The 14,579-nt window shown below is 39.8% G+C and carries 19 protein-coding genes; 5 read left to right on the top strand and 14 right to left on the bottom strand.

What is annotated here, in order from left to right:
* Window positions 1–107: 107 nt before the first annotated feature.
* Together DESDI_RS05440 and DESDI_RS05435 are read left to right on the top strand one after the other, a co-directional pair.
* Window positions 108–398, top strand: coding sequence for a hypothetical protein (locus tag DESDI_RS05440; protein ID WP_015261636.1), 291 nt, complete (start codon window positions 108–110; stop codon window positions 396–398).
* A gap of 59 nt (window positions 399–457) precedes the next feature.
* Window positions 458–811, top strand: a complete 354-nt coding sequence (locus tag DESDI_RS05435) for a YckD family protein (protein WP_015261635.1) — start codon at window positions 458–460, stop codon at window positions 809–811.
* Between the two features lie 202 nt (window positions 812–1,013).
* On the opposite strand, the gene DESDI_RS17545 is transcribed toward DESDI_RS05435, so the two are convergent.
* Genes DESDI_RS17545 through DESDI_RS05390 form a run of 10 tightly spaced genes read right to left on the bottom strand, consistent with a single transcriptional unit; the run spans window position 1,014 to window position 7,936 of the window.
* Window positions 1,014–1,166: a CcmD family protein gene (locus DESDI_RS17545; protein ID WP_015261634.1), complete on the bottom strand. Its 153-nt coding sequence runs from the start codon at window positions 1,164–1,166 to the stop codon at window positions 1,014–1,016.
* Between the two features lie 3 nt (window positions 1,167–1,169).
* Window positions 1,170–1,841, bottom strand: a complete 672-nt coding sequence (gene ccsA / locus DESDI_RS05430; protein WP_015261633.1) for a cytochrome c biogenesis protein CcsA — start codon at window positions 1,839–1,841, stop codon at window positions 1,170–1,172.
* Between the two features lie 2 nt (window positions 1,842–1,843).
* On the bottom strand, window positions 1,844–2,536 hold the full coding sequence (locus tag DESDI_RS05425; RefSeq protein ID WP_015261632.1) for a heme exporter protein CcmB: 693 nt from the start codon (window positions 2,534–2,536) through the stop codon (window positions 1,844–1,846).
* The gene (locus DESDI_RS05420) at window positions 2,499–3,227 is read right to left on the bottom strand and encodes an ABC transporter ATP-binding protein (protein WP_156801118.1); all 729 of its coding nucleotides are present in this window, start codon (window positions 3,225–3,227) and stop codon (window positions 2,499–2,501) included. Before DESDI_RS05420 ends, DESDI_RS05425 begins: the two co-directional genes overlap by 38 nt.
* 4 nt (window positions 3,228–3,231) lie before the next feature.
* Window positions 3,232–3,714, bottom strand: a complete 483-nt coding sequence (locus DESDI_RS05415; RefSeq protein WP_015261630.1) for an EF-hand domain-containing protein — start codon at window positions 3,712–3,714, stop codon at window positions 3,232–3,234.
* 42 nt (window positions 3,715–3,756) lie between these two features.
* Window positions 3,757–4,158, bottom strand: a complete 402-nt coding sequence (locus tag DESDI_RS17245) for a cytochrome c maturation protein CcmE (RefSeq protein ID WP_015261629.1) — start codon at window positions 4,156–4,158, stop codon at window positions 3,757–3,759.
* Between the two features lie 11 nt (window positions 4,159–4,169).
* Window positions 4,170–4,484 carry a hypothetical protein gene (locus tag DESDI_RS05405; protein ID WP_015261628.1) on the bottom strand — a complete coding sequence of 105 codons (315 nt, stop codon included), beginning with the start codon at window positions 4,482–4,484 and terminating at the stop codon, window positions 4,170–4,172.
* Between the two features lie 10 nt (window positions 4,485–4,494).
* Window positions 4,495–4,959, bottom strand: a complete 465-nt coding sequence (locus DESDI_RS05400; RefSeq protein ID WP_015261627.1) for a cytochrome c-type biogenesis protein — start codon at window positions 4,957–4,959, stop codon at window positions 4,495–4,497.
* Between the two features lie 3 nt (window positions 4,960–4,962).
* A complete protein-coding gene (locus DESDI_RS05395) occupies window positions 4,963–6,921 on the bottom strand; it encodes a heme lyase CcmF/NrfE family subunit (protein ID WP_015261626.1) in 1,959 nt (652 codons plus the stop codon).
* Window positions 6,922–6,961: 40 nt separating this feature from the next.
* The gene (locus tag DESDI_RS05390; protein WP_015261625.1) at window positions 6,962–7,936 is read right to left on the bottom strand and encodes a hypothetical protein; all 975 of its coding nucleotides are present in this window, start codon (window positions 7,934–7,936) and stop codon (window positions 6,962–6,964) included.
* A 251-nt stretch (window positions 7,937–8,187) separates the two neighbouring features.
* Here DESDI_RS05390 and DESDI_RS05385 point away from each other — a divergent pair, with 251 nt between their 5' ends.
* Window positions 8,188–8,883, top strand: coding sequence for a response regulator transcription factor (locus DESDI_RS05385; RefSeq protein WP_015261624.1), 696 nt, complete (start codon window positions 8,188–8,190; stop codon window positions 8,881–8,883).
* The gene (locus tag DESDI_RS05380; protein ID WP_015261623.1) at window positions 8,876–10,288 is read left to right on the top strand and encodes a sensor histidine kinase; all 1,413 of its coding nucleotides are present in this window, start codon (window positions 8,876–8,878) and stop codon (window positions 10,286–10,288) included. The genes DESDI_RS05385 and DESDI_RS05380 overlap by 8 nt, the downstream gene beginning before the upstream one ends.
* Before the next feature lie 77 nt (window positions 10,289–10,365).
* Here DESDI_RS05380 and DESDI_RS05375 read toward each other — a convergent pair whose 3' ends face one another.
* The 4 genes from DESDI_RS05375 to DESDI_RS05360 form a co-directional block, all read right to left on the bottom strand.
* A complete protein-coding gene (locus DESDI_RS05375) occupies window positions 10,366–12,210 on the bottom strand; it encodes a heavy metal translocating P-type ATPase (RefSeq protein WP_015261622.1) in 1,845 nt (614 codons plus the stop codon).
* Between the two features lie 16 nt (window positions 12,211–12,226).
* Complete coding sequence (locus DESDI_RS05370; protein ID WP_015261621.1) at window positions 12,227–12,448, bottom strand: cation transporter; 222 nt, start codon at window positions 12,446–12,448, stop codon at window positions 12,227–12,229.
* Window positions 12,449–12,486: 38 nt separating this feature from the next.
* Window positions 12,487–12,849: an ArsR/SmtB family transcription factor gene (locus tag DESDI_RS05365; protein ID WP_015261620.1), complete on the bottom strand. Its 363-nt coding sequence runs from the start codon at window positions 12,847–12,849 to the stop codon at window positions 12,487–12,489.
* A 147-nt stretch (window positions 12,850–12,996) separates the two neighbouring features.
* Complete coding sequence (locus DESDI_RS05360; protein ID WP_015261619.1) at window positions 12,997–13,737, bottom strand: ZIP family metal transporter; 741 nt, start codon at window positions 13,735–13,737, stop codon at window positions 12,997–12,999.
* 269 nt (window positions 13,738–14,006) lie between these two features.
* Between DESDI_RS05360 and DESDI_RS05355 the strand changes: the two genes are divergently transcribed.
* The gene (locus DESDI_RS05355; RefSeq protein ID WP_015261618.1) at window positions 14,007–14,558 is read left to right on the top strand and encodes a hypothetical protein; all 552 of its coding nucleotides are present in this window, start codon (window positions 14,007–14,009) and stop codon (window positions 14,556–14,558) included.
* Window positions 14,559–14,579: the final 21 nt, after the last annotated feature.

The following is a 14,579-nucleotide window of genomic DNA, read 5'->3' as shown; positions in this document are numbered from 1 at the left end:
GAACAGGTAAATTACGGTGAATCCCTATCACAAAAATGTTAAAATTCCGTAACATTATTGTGATTTAAGGATTATATAATTAACTTATAAAAAAAGGGGGTGTACAAATGAAATTTTTTAAGAAAACCTTGATTCTATGTGCTGCGGCTACATTCCTAACGGTTGGATTATCCACCTCAAACGTCAACGCTGCTCCAATGTCACCACAAGGATACTGGGCTGCTCAAGAATCTGATCAAAATCAGTCTGAATCCTCTCAAAGACCATCTTATTATCCCTACTATGGTCAGATGAATCCTGGGAACTGGTCAGATAATGGTTGGTACAACTACGGAAATAGCCGCTGGAACGGTAATAATGGTTCGATGATGAGCCGTTCAGGGTGGTGGTGCTGGTAACGTACCAATCATGCAAAAAAGTTTGTCTTAACTAGAATAGTATTGAAGGGGTAGTTTATATGAAAAAAAGATTAATCACTATTATTGCCTCTCTTTCCATCCTAGCTTTCGCAGCAGCTCCTACATATGCAGCAATAACAGATCAACAAAAAACGGAAATTGAGGCTTTGAACCAACAAATATTAGAGTTGCAGAAACGGATCGTCGATAAATATGCAGAGGCAGGAGAAATTACCCTGGATCAAGCAGATGTAACTAAAGCTAATATTGATATTTATGAGCAAAATAGGCAACAGTATACCCAACAGTATGGTACAAATGCACCGACTCAAGACTACGGGTGGGGATATGGCCGTGGATATTACGGCGGCTGGGGTTCAAATGGTGGCGGCTACTACGGTGGTTGCTGGTAAGAAAATTAATATTTGTTTATAAACAGCTCAGATTAGAGCTGTTTTTTATGCTTGTTTTTAAAATGCTTAGATTCAATAAATAGTAACATATCTAAATTCCCAAAATAGTGAAACGAGCCACTAGTACTAACTGTATTCGTGGCTCGTTTTATTTAAGTAACGAGTGATTTTTCTGCCCAATCAATGGGAGCGTCCAGCAATATTATAAATCAGTTGGCACACTTCCCTTAGGATCTATAATAGATTTAATATACAGTACTTCCTTCTCAATACTGCGTTGACGTTTAGACACCGTAAAGACATAAAAGAAAATTACAAACCAAATGGCTGAATAGGCAGCAAATAAATAACTCATATTCTATCTCCCCTCTCTAATCTTTTCTTTTAGCATAGCGAGTTCGGATTGCATTTTCACAACAAACATAGTATTGGCTAATAAAAAGAAATAAAGAAATGTAAATGCGACTACGCTAACCAAGAGAGTAACCACCATCTTTGAAGACATTGCAAAACCGGAACTACTTACGACTACTGGATGGATCGTTCTCCACCATCGTATTGAGAACCATACGATAGGCACATCTATAAAACCTACCATTCCAAAAATTGCTGCTATGCGAGCTTTTTTCTCCGGCTCAATAATTGAAGAGCGGACCATAAAGTAGGCAATATAAATGAAAAACAAAACTAAGGTTGTTGTAAGTCTAGGGTCCCAAGTCCACCATGCATTCCAGGCAGCTCTTCCCCAGATAGGCCCTGTAATCAGAACGATAGCCGTAAACATGATACCTATTTCTGCCGAAGCAGCACCAACAGCATCCCACTTTTCGTTCCTTGTCCTGAGATATAATACCCCTGCAACAAAAACCACAAAAAAGGCAAAAAAGCCAATCCATGCTGCTGACACATGAAAATAAAAAATCTTTTGAACCGGGCCCATAATTCGCTCATTGGGTACCCACATAAACACAAGATAAGTAGCTATCAGGACTGTTATAAAAGTTAGCCAGGCTAATACTCTTTTTACCATTTTCACACCTCCAACAAATAGTCAAATAGTATCCAAGGGACTACAGTAAAGATAGCTCCAAATGCCAACAGAATTTTTAACCAATTGGAGACGTCGAACCAGGTACCGCCACTGAGTATTACACCTGTTCCTTGGACTGCAGCGATTAGCACAGGTACAATTAGAGGAAATAAGATAATCGGAAGTAAAATTTCACTGTTTCTCGTATTAATTGCTAACGCCGATAAAAATGTCCCGATGGAAATAAATCCCCAGGTCCCTAGTATGATAACGAGACCCAAAAAAAGAGGCGAACCCTTAAACTTGTAATCAAACAAGATAAACATCATTGGGACAGTAATGACCTCCACAATGAACATAAATATAAAATTCGATATAGACTTAGCTAAATATATTACCCCTCTATCTAACGTACATAAAGTTAGCCCTGTAAGACAATCATTGGTTTTCTCCGTGAGAAAGGAGCGATTCAGTCCTGTTATTCCCGCGAAACTGAACGCAACCCACATAATTCCTGGAAAGACCTGTTTAATAGTATCTATATTTGGATCAAAGGCAAAATTAAAGATCACCATGGTTAGAAGGGAAAACACGAGAATACCACTAATCATTTCCTTTGTTTTCAACTCAGAAAGAAGGTCTTTCCAGATCAGCGTTTTAACTTGGTTGAGGTAGTTTATTTTTTCCACCTCCATTTACGATGCAAAGCTTTTGAACTTCATCTTTATTCAAACCTTCGGTCGTTCCTTGGTACACTATCCGCCCCCGAGACACAACAATTGCTTTATTCGCTAGGAGTAAGCCCTCTTCTATATTGTGGGTAATCATGATTATCGTGCCGCCTGCCGAATTAATCTTCGTCATTATATTGTTAAATGTATTAGTAGCCTGTTGATCCAACCCAGTGTGTGGCTCATCAAGGAATAGAATCTCAGGGCTATGAATCATAGCCCTGGCGATTGCTAGACGCTGTTGCATTCCCCTCGAATAACTTTGGATTCGTTCATTCAAAGCAAGTTCCAAACCAACCTCTTTTAGGACACTGTAAATGCGCTCTTCAAGATGACTTACCCCATACATTCGACCGTAAAATCGAAGATTTTCATAAGCAGTTAACTGTTCATATAAAAAGGTGTGATGGGATATTACACCCAAGTGCTTACCAATAACCCCACCAGCAGTTGTCGCATCGACCCCGTGAAAGAATACTTTGCCACTCGTAGGCTTCATAACTAGGGAAAGAATCTTCAATAGTGTGCTTTTCCCAGCACCATTCTCTCCGAGAATACAAATAAAATCTCCCTTATTCACTTTCAAATCTACACTAAAAAGGATGGTTTTAGTGCCAATTTTTTTAGAAATTTTCTCAACTACGAGCATATCCATCCCTCTATTCTTGTTTGCTAATCTGCTCGATTTCTCTTATCTTTTCTTGAGTCTTCGAGAGGTTTTCCTCATACGATTTCAGAAAACGTTTGTAATCTGCTTCAGTGATCTCACCTGAACGGTGTTTTATGTCAACCTCTTGAAACTTTTTAGTTAAGCGCTCTTCTCGCCTGATAAGCTCACTTAGGTATTGACTTAATTGATCCGTAGGATTTTCCTTGGCTTCACGACTCTTTTTTCTTATATGTATTGAAGTGAATACTCCTCCGCTAACTAACAATGTCAACAACATCGCTGTCCAGAGGTGCGGATTTTGCTCACTTAAAGGAGACGTTTCCCATCTCTGGATATGTCCTGGACTATGAAAACCAACGTCTGGAGGAGTATACTCATTAATTTCTCTAACAGATACCTGATTCGCTTGATTTGGGTTAGCTACTACAGCTGTTGAACTTCCCAGTACTACCGCTAGAATAAGTAATAGCACAAACAAAGGCCTTCTAGCTCTCACTTCGCACCTTCATTCCCTTTATGATTTAATCTCTTCTTCGTATTTAGACGGACATTTAACCAGTACCTTATCCGCCTTAAACTTGTTATCCTCACCGAATCTTCCTTCAACGATTACGGGATAGCCAGAATCAAAGTTATCCGGCTTCGCATCAGCATACTCGACGCTTATCACGTTTTTATCATCGGTTAAATCGAAGGTCAATAAGGGTCGCGCGCTGTCATATTTTACTGATGAACTGACGACTACAGCCTCTAACTGAATGAATCTGTCCCTTTTATCCTGAGCAGCAGATAAAGCTTCTTCAATTGTGAGATACTCACCTACCCCTCCACTGGCCCTAAATCCCTGGATGAACAGAAATGCCACTGCTATTAAGACGGTGCTGACTGCAATAAGCATTTTTATCTTTTTATTCATAGTCAGGCCCCCTAATCCTTTTTCCTTTTCCTATGCTTCTTAATCTGCTGCTCTATTTCTCGATCAAATGTTTGATCCTCTTCATCAAGCAGATCAAGGGCCTGCAACTGATACTTGCTTTTTAATTCTTCATAGTCCTCTCTCTCAAGCTTATGCATATTATATTCAAATTCGATTTCTCCCAAGGCTGTAAAAACAGTTTCTTTAGGGTTATCACTTAAACCATCTAAGGCCGGTTCAATACTTTGCCTACTTGATTTAAACAAGGGTTTAGCAATCAAGATCCCCGCAGCAATCGCCATTAACATCTTTATTACCAGTATCATGTTATCCCCCCTACAGGTACTTCAACATCTCTTCATGTATTCGATCCTCATCGACTGAATCCAAAATCTGTTGCTTCTTTTTACGAGATTTCCGCTTCTGTGAGTTTTTAACCCATTTGTTAATGGCATAATATACCAAGAATGTGCCTCCAAGAAGGGCGACAGGCGGGAGCACCCAAGCCAGCAAATTGAAGCCGCTTTTCTGTGGAAAAGCTAAAATAATCTCCCCATACTCTGCCACATAAGCTTGTATAATCTCGTCCTTCGTTTGTCCGGAAGACAGCCTTTTTTGGATATCTTGTCGGGCTTTTTCTGCTGTACCATCCTGACAAGCAGCGACTGTCATACGTTCATCGAGACAAGCAGGACAAATTAAGCTCTCTTGAATTTCATCATATAACGCGGCCTTTGCCTGCCCTGGCGAGAAAAAAATGAGTATAACTACTAAGACCATAACTTGTCTAATGTATCTCATTGCTTAGCTCCTTCCTAAGTACTTAGCCCCTACTGCGCTGCCTTTACCTGGCCATAGTGCGAACAAGGTGCCTAGGATTAATACATAACCACCTGTCCAAAGCCACTTAATCAAAGGATTGATGTTAACTTTTATAGTTACTGCCTCATCTTCCCAACCTACAAGTGTTACGTAAAAATCTTCTTTCCATGTGCTTTTCACAGCCGGTTCGGTAGATGGCTGTTCGGTCGTAGGGTAAAATACCTTTTCAGGGGATAGTTTAAACTTTAAAGAGTCTGACTTGCTAATATTTAAGTCTGCACTGATAACCATATTTTCTCCTTTGGGTTTCTGCTGAAGGCCTTCATAGGTCACTAAGTAATTATCAACACGGACTTGTTCTCCGGCTTTTAGAGTTTTTGTGAATTCTTGGTTATAAATATTCGACCCGGCAATCCCAATAATCATCATCACAACGCCCAAATGTATCACATATCCACCATATCTTCGACGGTTTTTGGTGAGCAGGCGGTAAGAGCTTATGAGCCATCCCTCGCCCGTCATTTTATGCCTTACCCTAATTCCTTTAACGATATCCTGAAGAGTAGACACAATGACAAAAGCACAAATACTAAAGGCGATAACAGCATAGGGCTTTCTTATCCCCACTACGATAAGAGTTAAACCCGTGAGGCCAAGTACGACCAAAGGGACTCGGAAGTTTCGCACGATACCCTTAATACTTGCTTTGCGCCAAGCAATTAACGGACAGATTCCCATGAGAAGAACAAACGCCAGACCGATTGGAGCATTGATTGCATTAAAGAAAGGCGCACCTACGGTTATCTTTCTCCCGGTAAATCCTTCTGAAACGATAGGAAATATCGTCCCCCACAGAATACTAAACGCCGAAGCGACAAAAAGTAAATTATTCAGCAAAAAGCTACTTTCCTTAGAGATAAGGCTTTCAAACTCGTTGCCCTGCTTCAATAATCCGATACGATCAAGAACCAAATAGAGCGAACCCATAGTAACTACCGTAGTGAACACAATAAAATATAGCCCTAAGGTAGAATTCCCGAAAGCATGAACAGATGCAACTACGCCACTTCTCACCAAGAAGGTTCCGAATAAAGTTAAAGCAAAGGTAAAAATGATTAAGAGCATATTCCAGATCTTCAGCATATTTTTACGTTCCTGAACCATAACGGAGTGGAGGAAGGCTGTGCTCATTAACCAAGGAATAAGTGAAGCATTCTCAACAGGGTCCCAGGCCCAATATCCACCCCAACCCAGTTCTACATAAGCCCATTGAGCTCCGAAGAGATTACCCATGCTCAAAAACAACCAGGACATAATAGTCCATTTGCGGGTAACCTTAATCCAGCGATCGTCGGCCTGACGAGTAAACAAGGCCGCGATTGCATAAGCAAAAGGAACGGTAAAACCGACATATCCCAGATAGGTTGTTACAGGATGGATAACCATGCCCGGATTTTGGAGCATCGGGTTAAGACCATTTCCCTCGAGTAAAGGTTTAGGGAGTTTTACAAAGGGATTCGAAGTATTGATAATTAGGAATAGGAAAAATGCACTAATCAGCATCATGACTGCTCCAACATAGGGCTTTAAGTCCTCATCTCGCCGCCCAACGGTTACAATAGCTGCGAGTATCGTTAGAATCCAGGCCCATAATAAGAGCGATCCGTTATTACCTGCCCAGAAGGCGGATAACTTATAAAAGGGAGGCAAATCACTACTTGTATACGACGCTACATACTGAATTGAAAAGTCCCCGGTCATGAGTAAATAGATTAAACTTATTGAAGCGATTGTTGTGAAAATTGCTGTCGCAAACACTCCTCCTTTGGCACTAGCCAGCAGGGGCTCTTCGTTTTTTTGTAATCCGATAATATAAGCCGCTAAAGCATAAACACTCGTAAGTAAAGCAATCACTAAAGCGAAAGTTCCGATATCAGCCATGTTTTCCCTCCTCGTGAAAATACAGTTTTCTTTTGGGATTTCATTTATAGTCTCGTTCAATATCGACTAAGATTTCACGATATGTCTCTTCATTAATTTCACCATCTAAAAGCTTTTGCCTCAATTTTCGTTTTTCTTGAGCATATAAACTTTCTATTCTGTCAGAAGAATTCTGCTCTTGATTCCTCTGTATTGATTTTTTAGGTCTTTGAGTTGGAGTTTCCCTAGCACTTGAAGTGTTAAACGACTTAATAGAAATAAGAATAACAAGGCCAAGCATTCCAACCATAGGAAGCAATACTGCAGCACTGCTTAAAGAACCCTTCTGCTTGACGCTGCTTCCTGCATTCTGCGTAGCACTTAGAGGTGTAATAGAAGGCTCAGGATCAGTTTTTATATAAGAAATCTCGACATTTAAATTCTGACCTTTACTTAGTGGTGAGGGATCAATCCTATAAATGTTAAGACCTTCGCTATCCTTCTTAACAAATTTGCCGGCAGGCTCCATCTTAAACTCCGTAGCCTTCAATGGTTCGAATACATTTACTTGGACTTGACCAATATCGAAATTAGAGTAGAGGGTATAGGTAAATTTTTTCTGTCCTGTACCGGGTAAAGGATTAAAATAGTATTCCAAGTGAATGGGATAATTCTCCATAGCTTTAACTGGATTGGTTGGATTCCATACAATTTCATCGTACTCGCCCTTGTCCTCGACTCTAACTTGAATATGACTATCACTTCCTGTGGCCTGTGGAGTGTCCTCTATAACAATTGGTTTGGTAACTCCTTTAGGTACAGCAAATCGTACCTCCCCCGTATAATCACTTTGTGAATCATTAGTAAATTGAATTCCGTAAATTATTAATACATCAGATGTGTCGTACTCAGGCAATACATGCGCAGATAATTGCATTATTCCAAGGGTTGGAGAATTTTCAGCATACCCAGGGCTGACGGAGAAAAATAGAAGGAATAATAGTACCATAAAACTTATTACAAACCTTTTAACCACATATATCCTCCTTTAATTAAATTTGGTAGCCCTATTTTACTCCCAAGTTGTAACAAATCTATATCAAAAGTTAAGAAGTCTGTAATAAATTTGTAACAATTAGCGCAAATACGAGCCTAAACTTATCTTTCGATGTCAATCATATACAAATGGGGTTCGTTTCTTTATAATTAAGGTAAGGATTAACTAATACACTTATTTTGATGTTTCTTGCGTGTAATAAATTAACATATGAATTAGGGTGATAAAACATGGACAAAAAACAACTCCTCATAGTAGATGATGAAGAACATATCTGTAATCTAGTTAGTCTATACTTAAGCGACGAATTTCATATTACAAAAGTATATGATGGACACACTGCCCTATCGGTGTTCGTAGAGAAAAAATTCGATTTAATCGTGCTCGATATTATGCTGCCTGGTCTTAATGGTTGGGAGTTGTGCCGAAAAATCCGTATGTTATCCGATACGCCCGTCATTATGTTAACTGCTAAAGACGACCCACACGATAAAATTCTCGGATTCGACTTAGGCGCTGATGATTATGTCACAAAGCCATTTAATCCAGGTGAACTTTTGGCTAGAGCCAAAGCCGTATTACGCCGTTTTAATTCAGCTAGTTCTGAAGAGCTTCAAATCATAAAGTACCCAGGGTTCATCCTTAACAAAGAATCCTTTAAGGTGGAAATCTTGGGCCAACTTCTTGAGCTCACTGCCAAAGAATTTAGTCTGCTTTGGTTTTTTGCCAGCAATCCAGGAATAGTACTGCAACGAGAAAATATTATGCTAAAAGTTTGGGGATTTGATTATTTGGGGGATACCCGGACCATTGATAATACTATTAAACGCCTAAGAAGAAAGCTTGAATCCGTTCCCGAAGCACCCGTATACATACAAACTGTCTGGGGACTTGGCTATAAGTTCGAGGTCGCCCGAAATGAATAAAAGTATTTTTTTCAAACTATTAGCGAGCTATATAGGACTTGTGATCGTAGCCATTACGATTATTGGAAGTATGCAAGTGTATCTAGTGGAAAACTATTTAATTAAATCCAAAGAACAAGAAATGGTTGTTCGAGGCCAAGAGCTAAGTAATATGGTAATGCCTTACTTAATGTCCAACCTAAATCCGCGGCCTGTGATACTTAATGTAAATAGAGCCGATAGAATTTTAGGTACAGAAGTTTGGGTCATTGACAGATATGGCAAAGTCATTACTGCATCAGCAGATCACTTGTACTGTGAGGGAAACACTCTAGAGGCGATGGACCTCACGCAACTACAATCCGGAAAAGCCAGTATCAAAAGCGGACAGTCCGAATATTTCCAGGAAGCTGTAATACGTGTAGTTACTCCAGTGATTCACGATAATGAGTTCATCGGCGGAGTTATCTTATATTCACCCGTTAGGGGAGTGAATGATACTTCCAAAAATATGAGTAAAATCTATGTTGGTGCTGCTTTGCTTGGAATACTCATTTCAGTTTTTATAGGAATTATTTTCTCTCGACAAATTACAAAGCCAATTAAAAGAGTTTGCGAGATAACCCGTAATATTGCTGATGGGAAATTTGATGAGAGAGTTGAAATCCATTCTAAAGACGAATTAGGTGTTCTAGCCTTATCTATAAATCACATGTCTAAGCAATTATCAGAATTAGACAGTATGAGGCGTAATTTTGTTGCCAATGTCTCCCATGAACTGAGAAGCCCGCTAACCTCTATCCAAGGTTATATTGATGCCCTCCTTCAAGGGAAAGGAAAAGATAAGCAAGAGGAGAAGAATTACCTTCAAATCGTTCAAAAAGAAACTCATCGTTTAAGTCGCCTTGTTAATGACTTATTAGAAATTTCACGTTTCGATTCACAAACAGCGCTATTTAACATGGACGAGTTTCCATTACGCTCTATTATCGATAGGGCGATGAAAAGTCTTAGGCTTCAAACGGCTGCCAAAGACCTTATAATCACTACAAATCTGACCTCTGACTTACCTCTTTGCTACGGTGACGAAGATAGAATAGAGCAGGTGATATATAATCTTTTAGATAATGCCATACGATACTCTTCTGATAGAGGTGAAATCCTTATCTCAGCTATACCTTATGATGATGATATCTTAGTAGAGATTACTGATTTTGGGCAGGGTATCCCTTCGAAGGACATTCCTTTCATTTGGGATCGTTTTTATCGAGTTGATAAGGCCCGCTCCCGTAATGAGGGGGGAACTGGCTTAGGTTTAGCAATTGTTAAGGAAATAATCGACCTACACGGAGGTAAAGTCATGGTAGAGAGCACCCCAGGGGAAGGAAGTACGTTTGGTTTTACCTTAAAACAGAGTGGTGGATAAATAAAACAGAGAGCAGTTTCAAATAAATCAAACTACTCTCTGTTTTTATTGTGCCAACTAGAACCTATATTGTACTACTAAATTTTCTTCGTACTCAATACCCTGGAAGCATTGATTACCGCAATGATAGTCACCCCTACATCAGCGAACACTGCCTCCCATAGGGTCGATAGCCCAAAGGCACTCAATACAAGGACAACTGCTTTTACACCCAATGAAAAAGCGATGTTTTGCCGTGCAATTCTAAGTGTCTTTTGTGAAATCTTCATCGCAGTGGCAATTTTTGAAGGCTCATCGGTCATAATGACAATGTCCGCAGCTTCAATAGCCGCATCAGAGCCTAAACCGCCCATCGCTATTCCAATATCTGCACGAGCTAAAACAGGAGCATCATTAATCCCGTCCCCTACAAAAGCAAGTTTTCCTTTTGCGGACTTCTGAGCAAATAGCTCTTCTAGCTTTTCAACTTTATCCGCCGGCAACAATTCAGCATAAATCTTGTCAAGACCCAGCTCTTTGCCAACTTTCGTACCTACATTTTGAGCATCACCCGTCAGCATTACGATTTGTTTAATGTTAGCAGCTTTCAGTTCTCTGATGGCCTGTGCTGAATCTGCTTTGACTTCATCGGCAATGACAATGTAACCAGCATATTCATTATCCACTGCAACGTGTACTACAGTACCCACGACTTCACCTTTGAAGTAAGGGATACCCATTTTTTCCATGAGCCTAATGTTGCCCGCCATCACTTTTTTACCATCGACTGTTGCTGTAACACCATGACCTGCTGTCTCTTCAACATTGGTAATGCGTTCATTGTCAATGTCTTTACCATAGGTACGCTTTAGTGAATGAGAGATCGGATGATTTGAGTAGCTTTCAGCGTATGCTGTTAACTCCAACAACTCTTCTTTAGATATATTTTCAGGATGAATTTCCTGGACGTTAAACACGCCTTTAGTTAAGGTACCTGTCTTATCGAAAACAACAATTTCCGTTTGTGCCAACGCTTCCAGATAGTTGCTGCCTTTGACGAGAATTCCGCTTCTAGATGCTCCACCTATTCCACCGAAGAAACTTAACGGAATAGAAATAACGAGAGCACACGGGCAGGAAACCACGAGAAAAGCGAGTGCACGGTAAATCCAATCACTAAAGGTTGCTCCCTCAATAACAAGTGGGGGAACAATTGCAAGAAGAACGGCGACGATTACCACAACGGGGGTATAGTATCTTGCAAACTTTGTAATAAACTGTTCCGATTTCGATTTCTTACTACTTGCATTTTCGACCAAATCAAGAATCTTAGTGACAGTGGATTCACCAAATTCCTTGGTGACTTCCGCAGTAATTACACCGTTAATATTGATACATCCGCTTAAAATATCATCAGCTACGCCTATTTCACGTGGAACAGACTCCCCAGTAAGTGCTGAAGTGTCGATCATAGAGTTGCCGTCAATGACCTTTCCATCGAGCGGAATTCTCTCGCCAGCCTTAATGACGATAATATCGCCAATCTTTACTTCATCCGGGTCGGTTCTGACCAGTTCATCACCGTGCTTCACATTCGCATAATCCGGGCGAATATCCATCAAGTTTGCAATTGATTTTCTAGACTTGTCAACTGCGTAGCTTTGAAACGTTTCACCAACTAGATAAAATAGCATGACTGCAACGCCTTCTGGATATTCACCAATAAAGAATGCGCCGATGGTAGCAACACTCATCAAAAAGTTTTCATCGAATACCTTACCCCTAAGAATGTTTTTAGCAGCCTTTAATACCACATCGCCGCCCGCAATAATATAACTAGCAAGATACAACGCAAGCTCTAACAATTCATTGTCTGTTTTTAAAATGAGCGCGATAGCAAAAACTGCACCGCCAATAATAATTCGCCAAAGACGTTTTTTCATATTCGCAACCTCTTTTTTAAGCCTTCTTCACGACAACCTGAGGCTCAATTTTCTTTATTATTTTTTCAGCAGCTTCTACAATCATAGCCATTTTTTCATCTTCAGCTTCAATCACCATTTTTGTAGTCATAAAGTTAACTGTAGCATTTTTTACGCCATCCAACTCAATGATCGCGTTTTCCATTTTCGCAGCGCAATTTGCGCAATCTAATCCTTCAAGTCTAAATGTTTTTTTCATATAAAAACTCCTCCTATTTTTTGTTGTTTTTTATAAAATTATTTATCTTCTCTGATGTGCTCTAAGCCTTTTTCAAATATATCTTTTACATGGTCATCTTTTAAGGAATAAAATACTACCCTTCCCTCTTTTCTGGATTTTACTAGGCCTGCTTGTTTTAACGATCGAAGTTGGTGTGAAATAGCAGACTTGGTCATATTATGAAGTACCGCTAAATCACATACACACATCTCGCTTTCATCAAGCGCCCACAGGATCTTTACCCGTGTGCTATCACCAAAAACTTTAAAAAAATCAGCGAGATCATATAATACATCTTCATCGGGCATTTTCTTTTTAACGGAGTCTACCACATCTGCATGAATAACGTCGCAATCACATAAAATTTCACTTTTAGACAAATAAACACCTCCTTTTTCAATTGAATAATTGTTCAACTATCGAACCTATTATAATTGAACAGACACTCAACTGTCAATTGTTATTTTTAGATTCTGCATAAAAAAATTAACTATTGTAAAGGTTCCCAAGAGCATGTCACTTTACTTCTATAGTACGAATTGAACAAACAGAGCTCCCAAGATAAAACCAGTAAAGATACTAGTTACCAGGTGTACTCTTCGGGTATTTTTTATAGCGTGCCCCAAGATTTCATGCCAAGTCACTAAGAATATAGTGCCGATTGCGATTCCAAAGAATATGGCTAAGAGCACCGAGTTGATAATTCCTAAACTTGAACCTAACAAAGCCCCGAATCCTGCAGGAAGAGCCACAATTCCAGCAATAATTGGAATAGAGATCGGACTGAGACCACTGAGTGCCAAGGGAAGTGCGATAGCAAAACCTTCAGGGAAATTATGGAGAAGCATGGTTGTTGCTAGGTCTAAACCGATCTTATCATTGTTGATCAAACCGGTTCCCAGAGCAAACCCTACCGGTAAGTTATGAATGGCTACCCCTAAGGCAAGTAATACTCCTGAGCGAATGAACATCGATTTGCGTGGGTTGTCTGTAATAATCACTACTTTGTGAAAGAATTGCTCCAGACGGACAATTAAGAACGTACCCACGATAATACCTATTCCCGTGGCGATTAAGCCACCGGCATTAATGCTTTCAGGCAACAGTTCGAATAATAAGAGTGCAAAAATCATACCCGCTGCACACGCTAAGATCATTCCGGATATCCTTTCAAAATATCTTCCCAAGCCGAACGCGACGATGCCTCCCAAGGCAATACCTAAACCACCAACAGCCAATCCTATTAATGTCGGAAATAATTGACTCATCAGTAATCATCCTCTCCCCTTCCTACTGTCTTGGTTTTAGGTCTCTACTCGCAAAGAGCATCTCCTTAGTTCATTTGAATATATGTTCATGTGTAACGATAACAAACTTAGGATAAACTAACAAGTCGTTGCTTGTACTATTTAGCGCAATAATTTTGACGAATCTTGTTCGAAACAGACCCAATTCAGGAAATGTCTACAAAAGAATATATGTTCAATTATTCATAAGTTCGGTAAACCATCATATAGAATTTCTAGGAGGTGAAGTTATGAAACCGATAAAAAACCTGAATTTTAACCCGAATCCTTACATTCTAATTCTAGTTCTCATTTTCGGAATCTTAATTTGGGGTTTAACAACCAACAATCCGACCACTTTTTTTACTACAGCACCCATCAAACGCTGGAATACGATTGATCCTGATGTTACGTCGAATGGCAACACGTTACGAGCACTAACCTTGCTCCAAACAAAAAAAAATAATTTAACCCCCAAGACTCCCTCACCCAGTGCGGTATTGAATAAACCTTCGAACTATTACAGTAAGTATCTACAACTTTCGGGCACCGTTAAATCAATTCTACCTTTTTCTCCAGTGAGCAAACTTGAAAGTATAACTATTGGGGGTTCGACTGAAATTATTGTCCTCGCCAATGATGGAAGGACCCTGATTGATTTCTTTCTGATAGGCTATAAGCCAAACCTTTCACAAGGTGCCCCCATAATCCTTTACGGTTATACGCCTGGAATACGATATATCCAAAATACCCAAGGAGTTGTTACTCCAGGGCTGGTTATCCTCGGTAGCTTACAACGTTAAATTTCTGATTAGAAGGTGAAG

The organism is Desulfitobacterium dichloroeliminans LMG P-21439 (genome assembly GCF_000243135.2).
Taxonomy (GTDB): domain Bacteria; phylum Bacillota; class Desulfitobacteriia; order Desulfitobacteriales; family Desulfitobacteriaceae; genus Desulfitobacterium; species Desulfitobacterium dichloroeliminans.
Note: the sequence above shows the minus strand (reverse complement) of the source record. Positions and strands in the feature narration are given on the sequence as shown.

Excerpts from the sequence above, each read along its gene's own strand:
- DESDI_RS05440 (WP_015261636.1), top strand. The coding sequence starts at position 108 with ATGAAATTTTTTAAGAAAACCTTGATTCTATGTGCTGCGGCTACATTC.
- DESDI_RS05435 (WP_015261635.1), top strand. The coding sequence starts at position 458 with ATGAAAAAAAGATTAATCACTATTATTGCCTCTCTTTCCATCCTAGCT.
- DESDI_RS17545 (WP_015261634.1), bottom strand. The coding sequence starts at position 1,166 with ATGAGTTATTTATTTGCTGCCTATTCAGCCATTTGGTTTGTAATTTTC.
- ccsA (WP_015261633.1), bottom strand. The coding sequence starts at position 1,841 with ATGGTAAAAAGAGTATTAGCCTGGCTAACTTTTATAACAGTCCTGATA.
- DESDI_RS05425 (WP_015261632.1), bottom strand. The coding sequence starts at position 2,536 with ATGGAGGTGGAAAAAATAAACTACCTCAACCAAGTTAAAACGCTGATC.
- DESDI_RS05420 (WP_156801118.1), bottom strand. The coding sequence starts at position 3,227 with ATGGATATGCTCGTAGTTGAGAAAATTTCTAAAAAAATTGGCACTAAA.
- DESDI_RS17245 (WP_015261629.1), bottom strand. The coding sequence starts at position 4,158 with ATGAATAAAAAGATAAAAATGCTTATTGCAGTCAGCACCGTCTTAATA.
- DESDI_RS05405 (WP_015261628.1), bottom strand. The coding sequence starts at position 4,484 with ATGATACTGGTAATAAAGATGTTAATGGCGATTGCTGCGGGGATCTTG.
- DESDI_RS05400 (WP_015261627.1), bottom strand. The coding sequence starts at position 4,959 with ATGAGATACATTAGACAAGTTATGGTCTTAGTAGTTATACTCATTTTT.
- DESDI_RS05395 (WP_015261626.1), bottom strand. The coding sequence starts at position 6,921 with ATGGCTGATATCGGAACTTTCGCTTTAGTGATTGCTTTACTTACGAGT.
- DESDI_RS05385 (WP_015261624.1), top strand. The coding sequence starts at position 8,188 with ATGGACAAAAAACAACTCCTCATAGTAGATGATGAAGAACATATCTGT.
- DESDI_RS05380 (WP_015261623.1), top strand. The coding sequence starts at position 8,876 with ATGAATAAAAGTATTTTTTTCAAACTATTAGCGAGCTATATAGGACTT.
- DESDI_RS05375 (WP_015261622.1), bottom strand. The coding sequence starts at position 12,210 with ATGAAAAAACGTCTTTGGCGAATTATTATTGGCGGTGCAGTTTTTGCT.
- DESDI_RS05370 (WP_015261621.1), bottom strand. The coding sequence starts at position 12,448 with ATGAAAAAAACATTTAGACTTGAAGGATTAGATTGCGCAAATTGCGCT.
- DESDI_RS05360 (WP_015261619.1), bottom strand. The coding sequence starts at position 13,737 with ATGAGTCAATTATTTCCGACATTAATAGGATTGGCTGTTGGTGGTTTA.
- DESDI_RS05355 (WP_015261618.1), top strand. The coding sequence starts at position 14,007 with ATGAAACCGATAAAAAACCTGAATTTTAACCCGAATCCTTACATTCTA.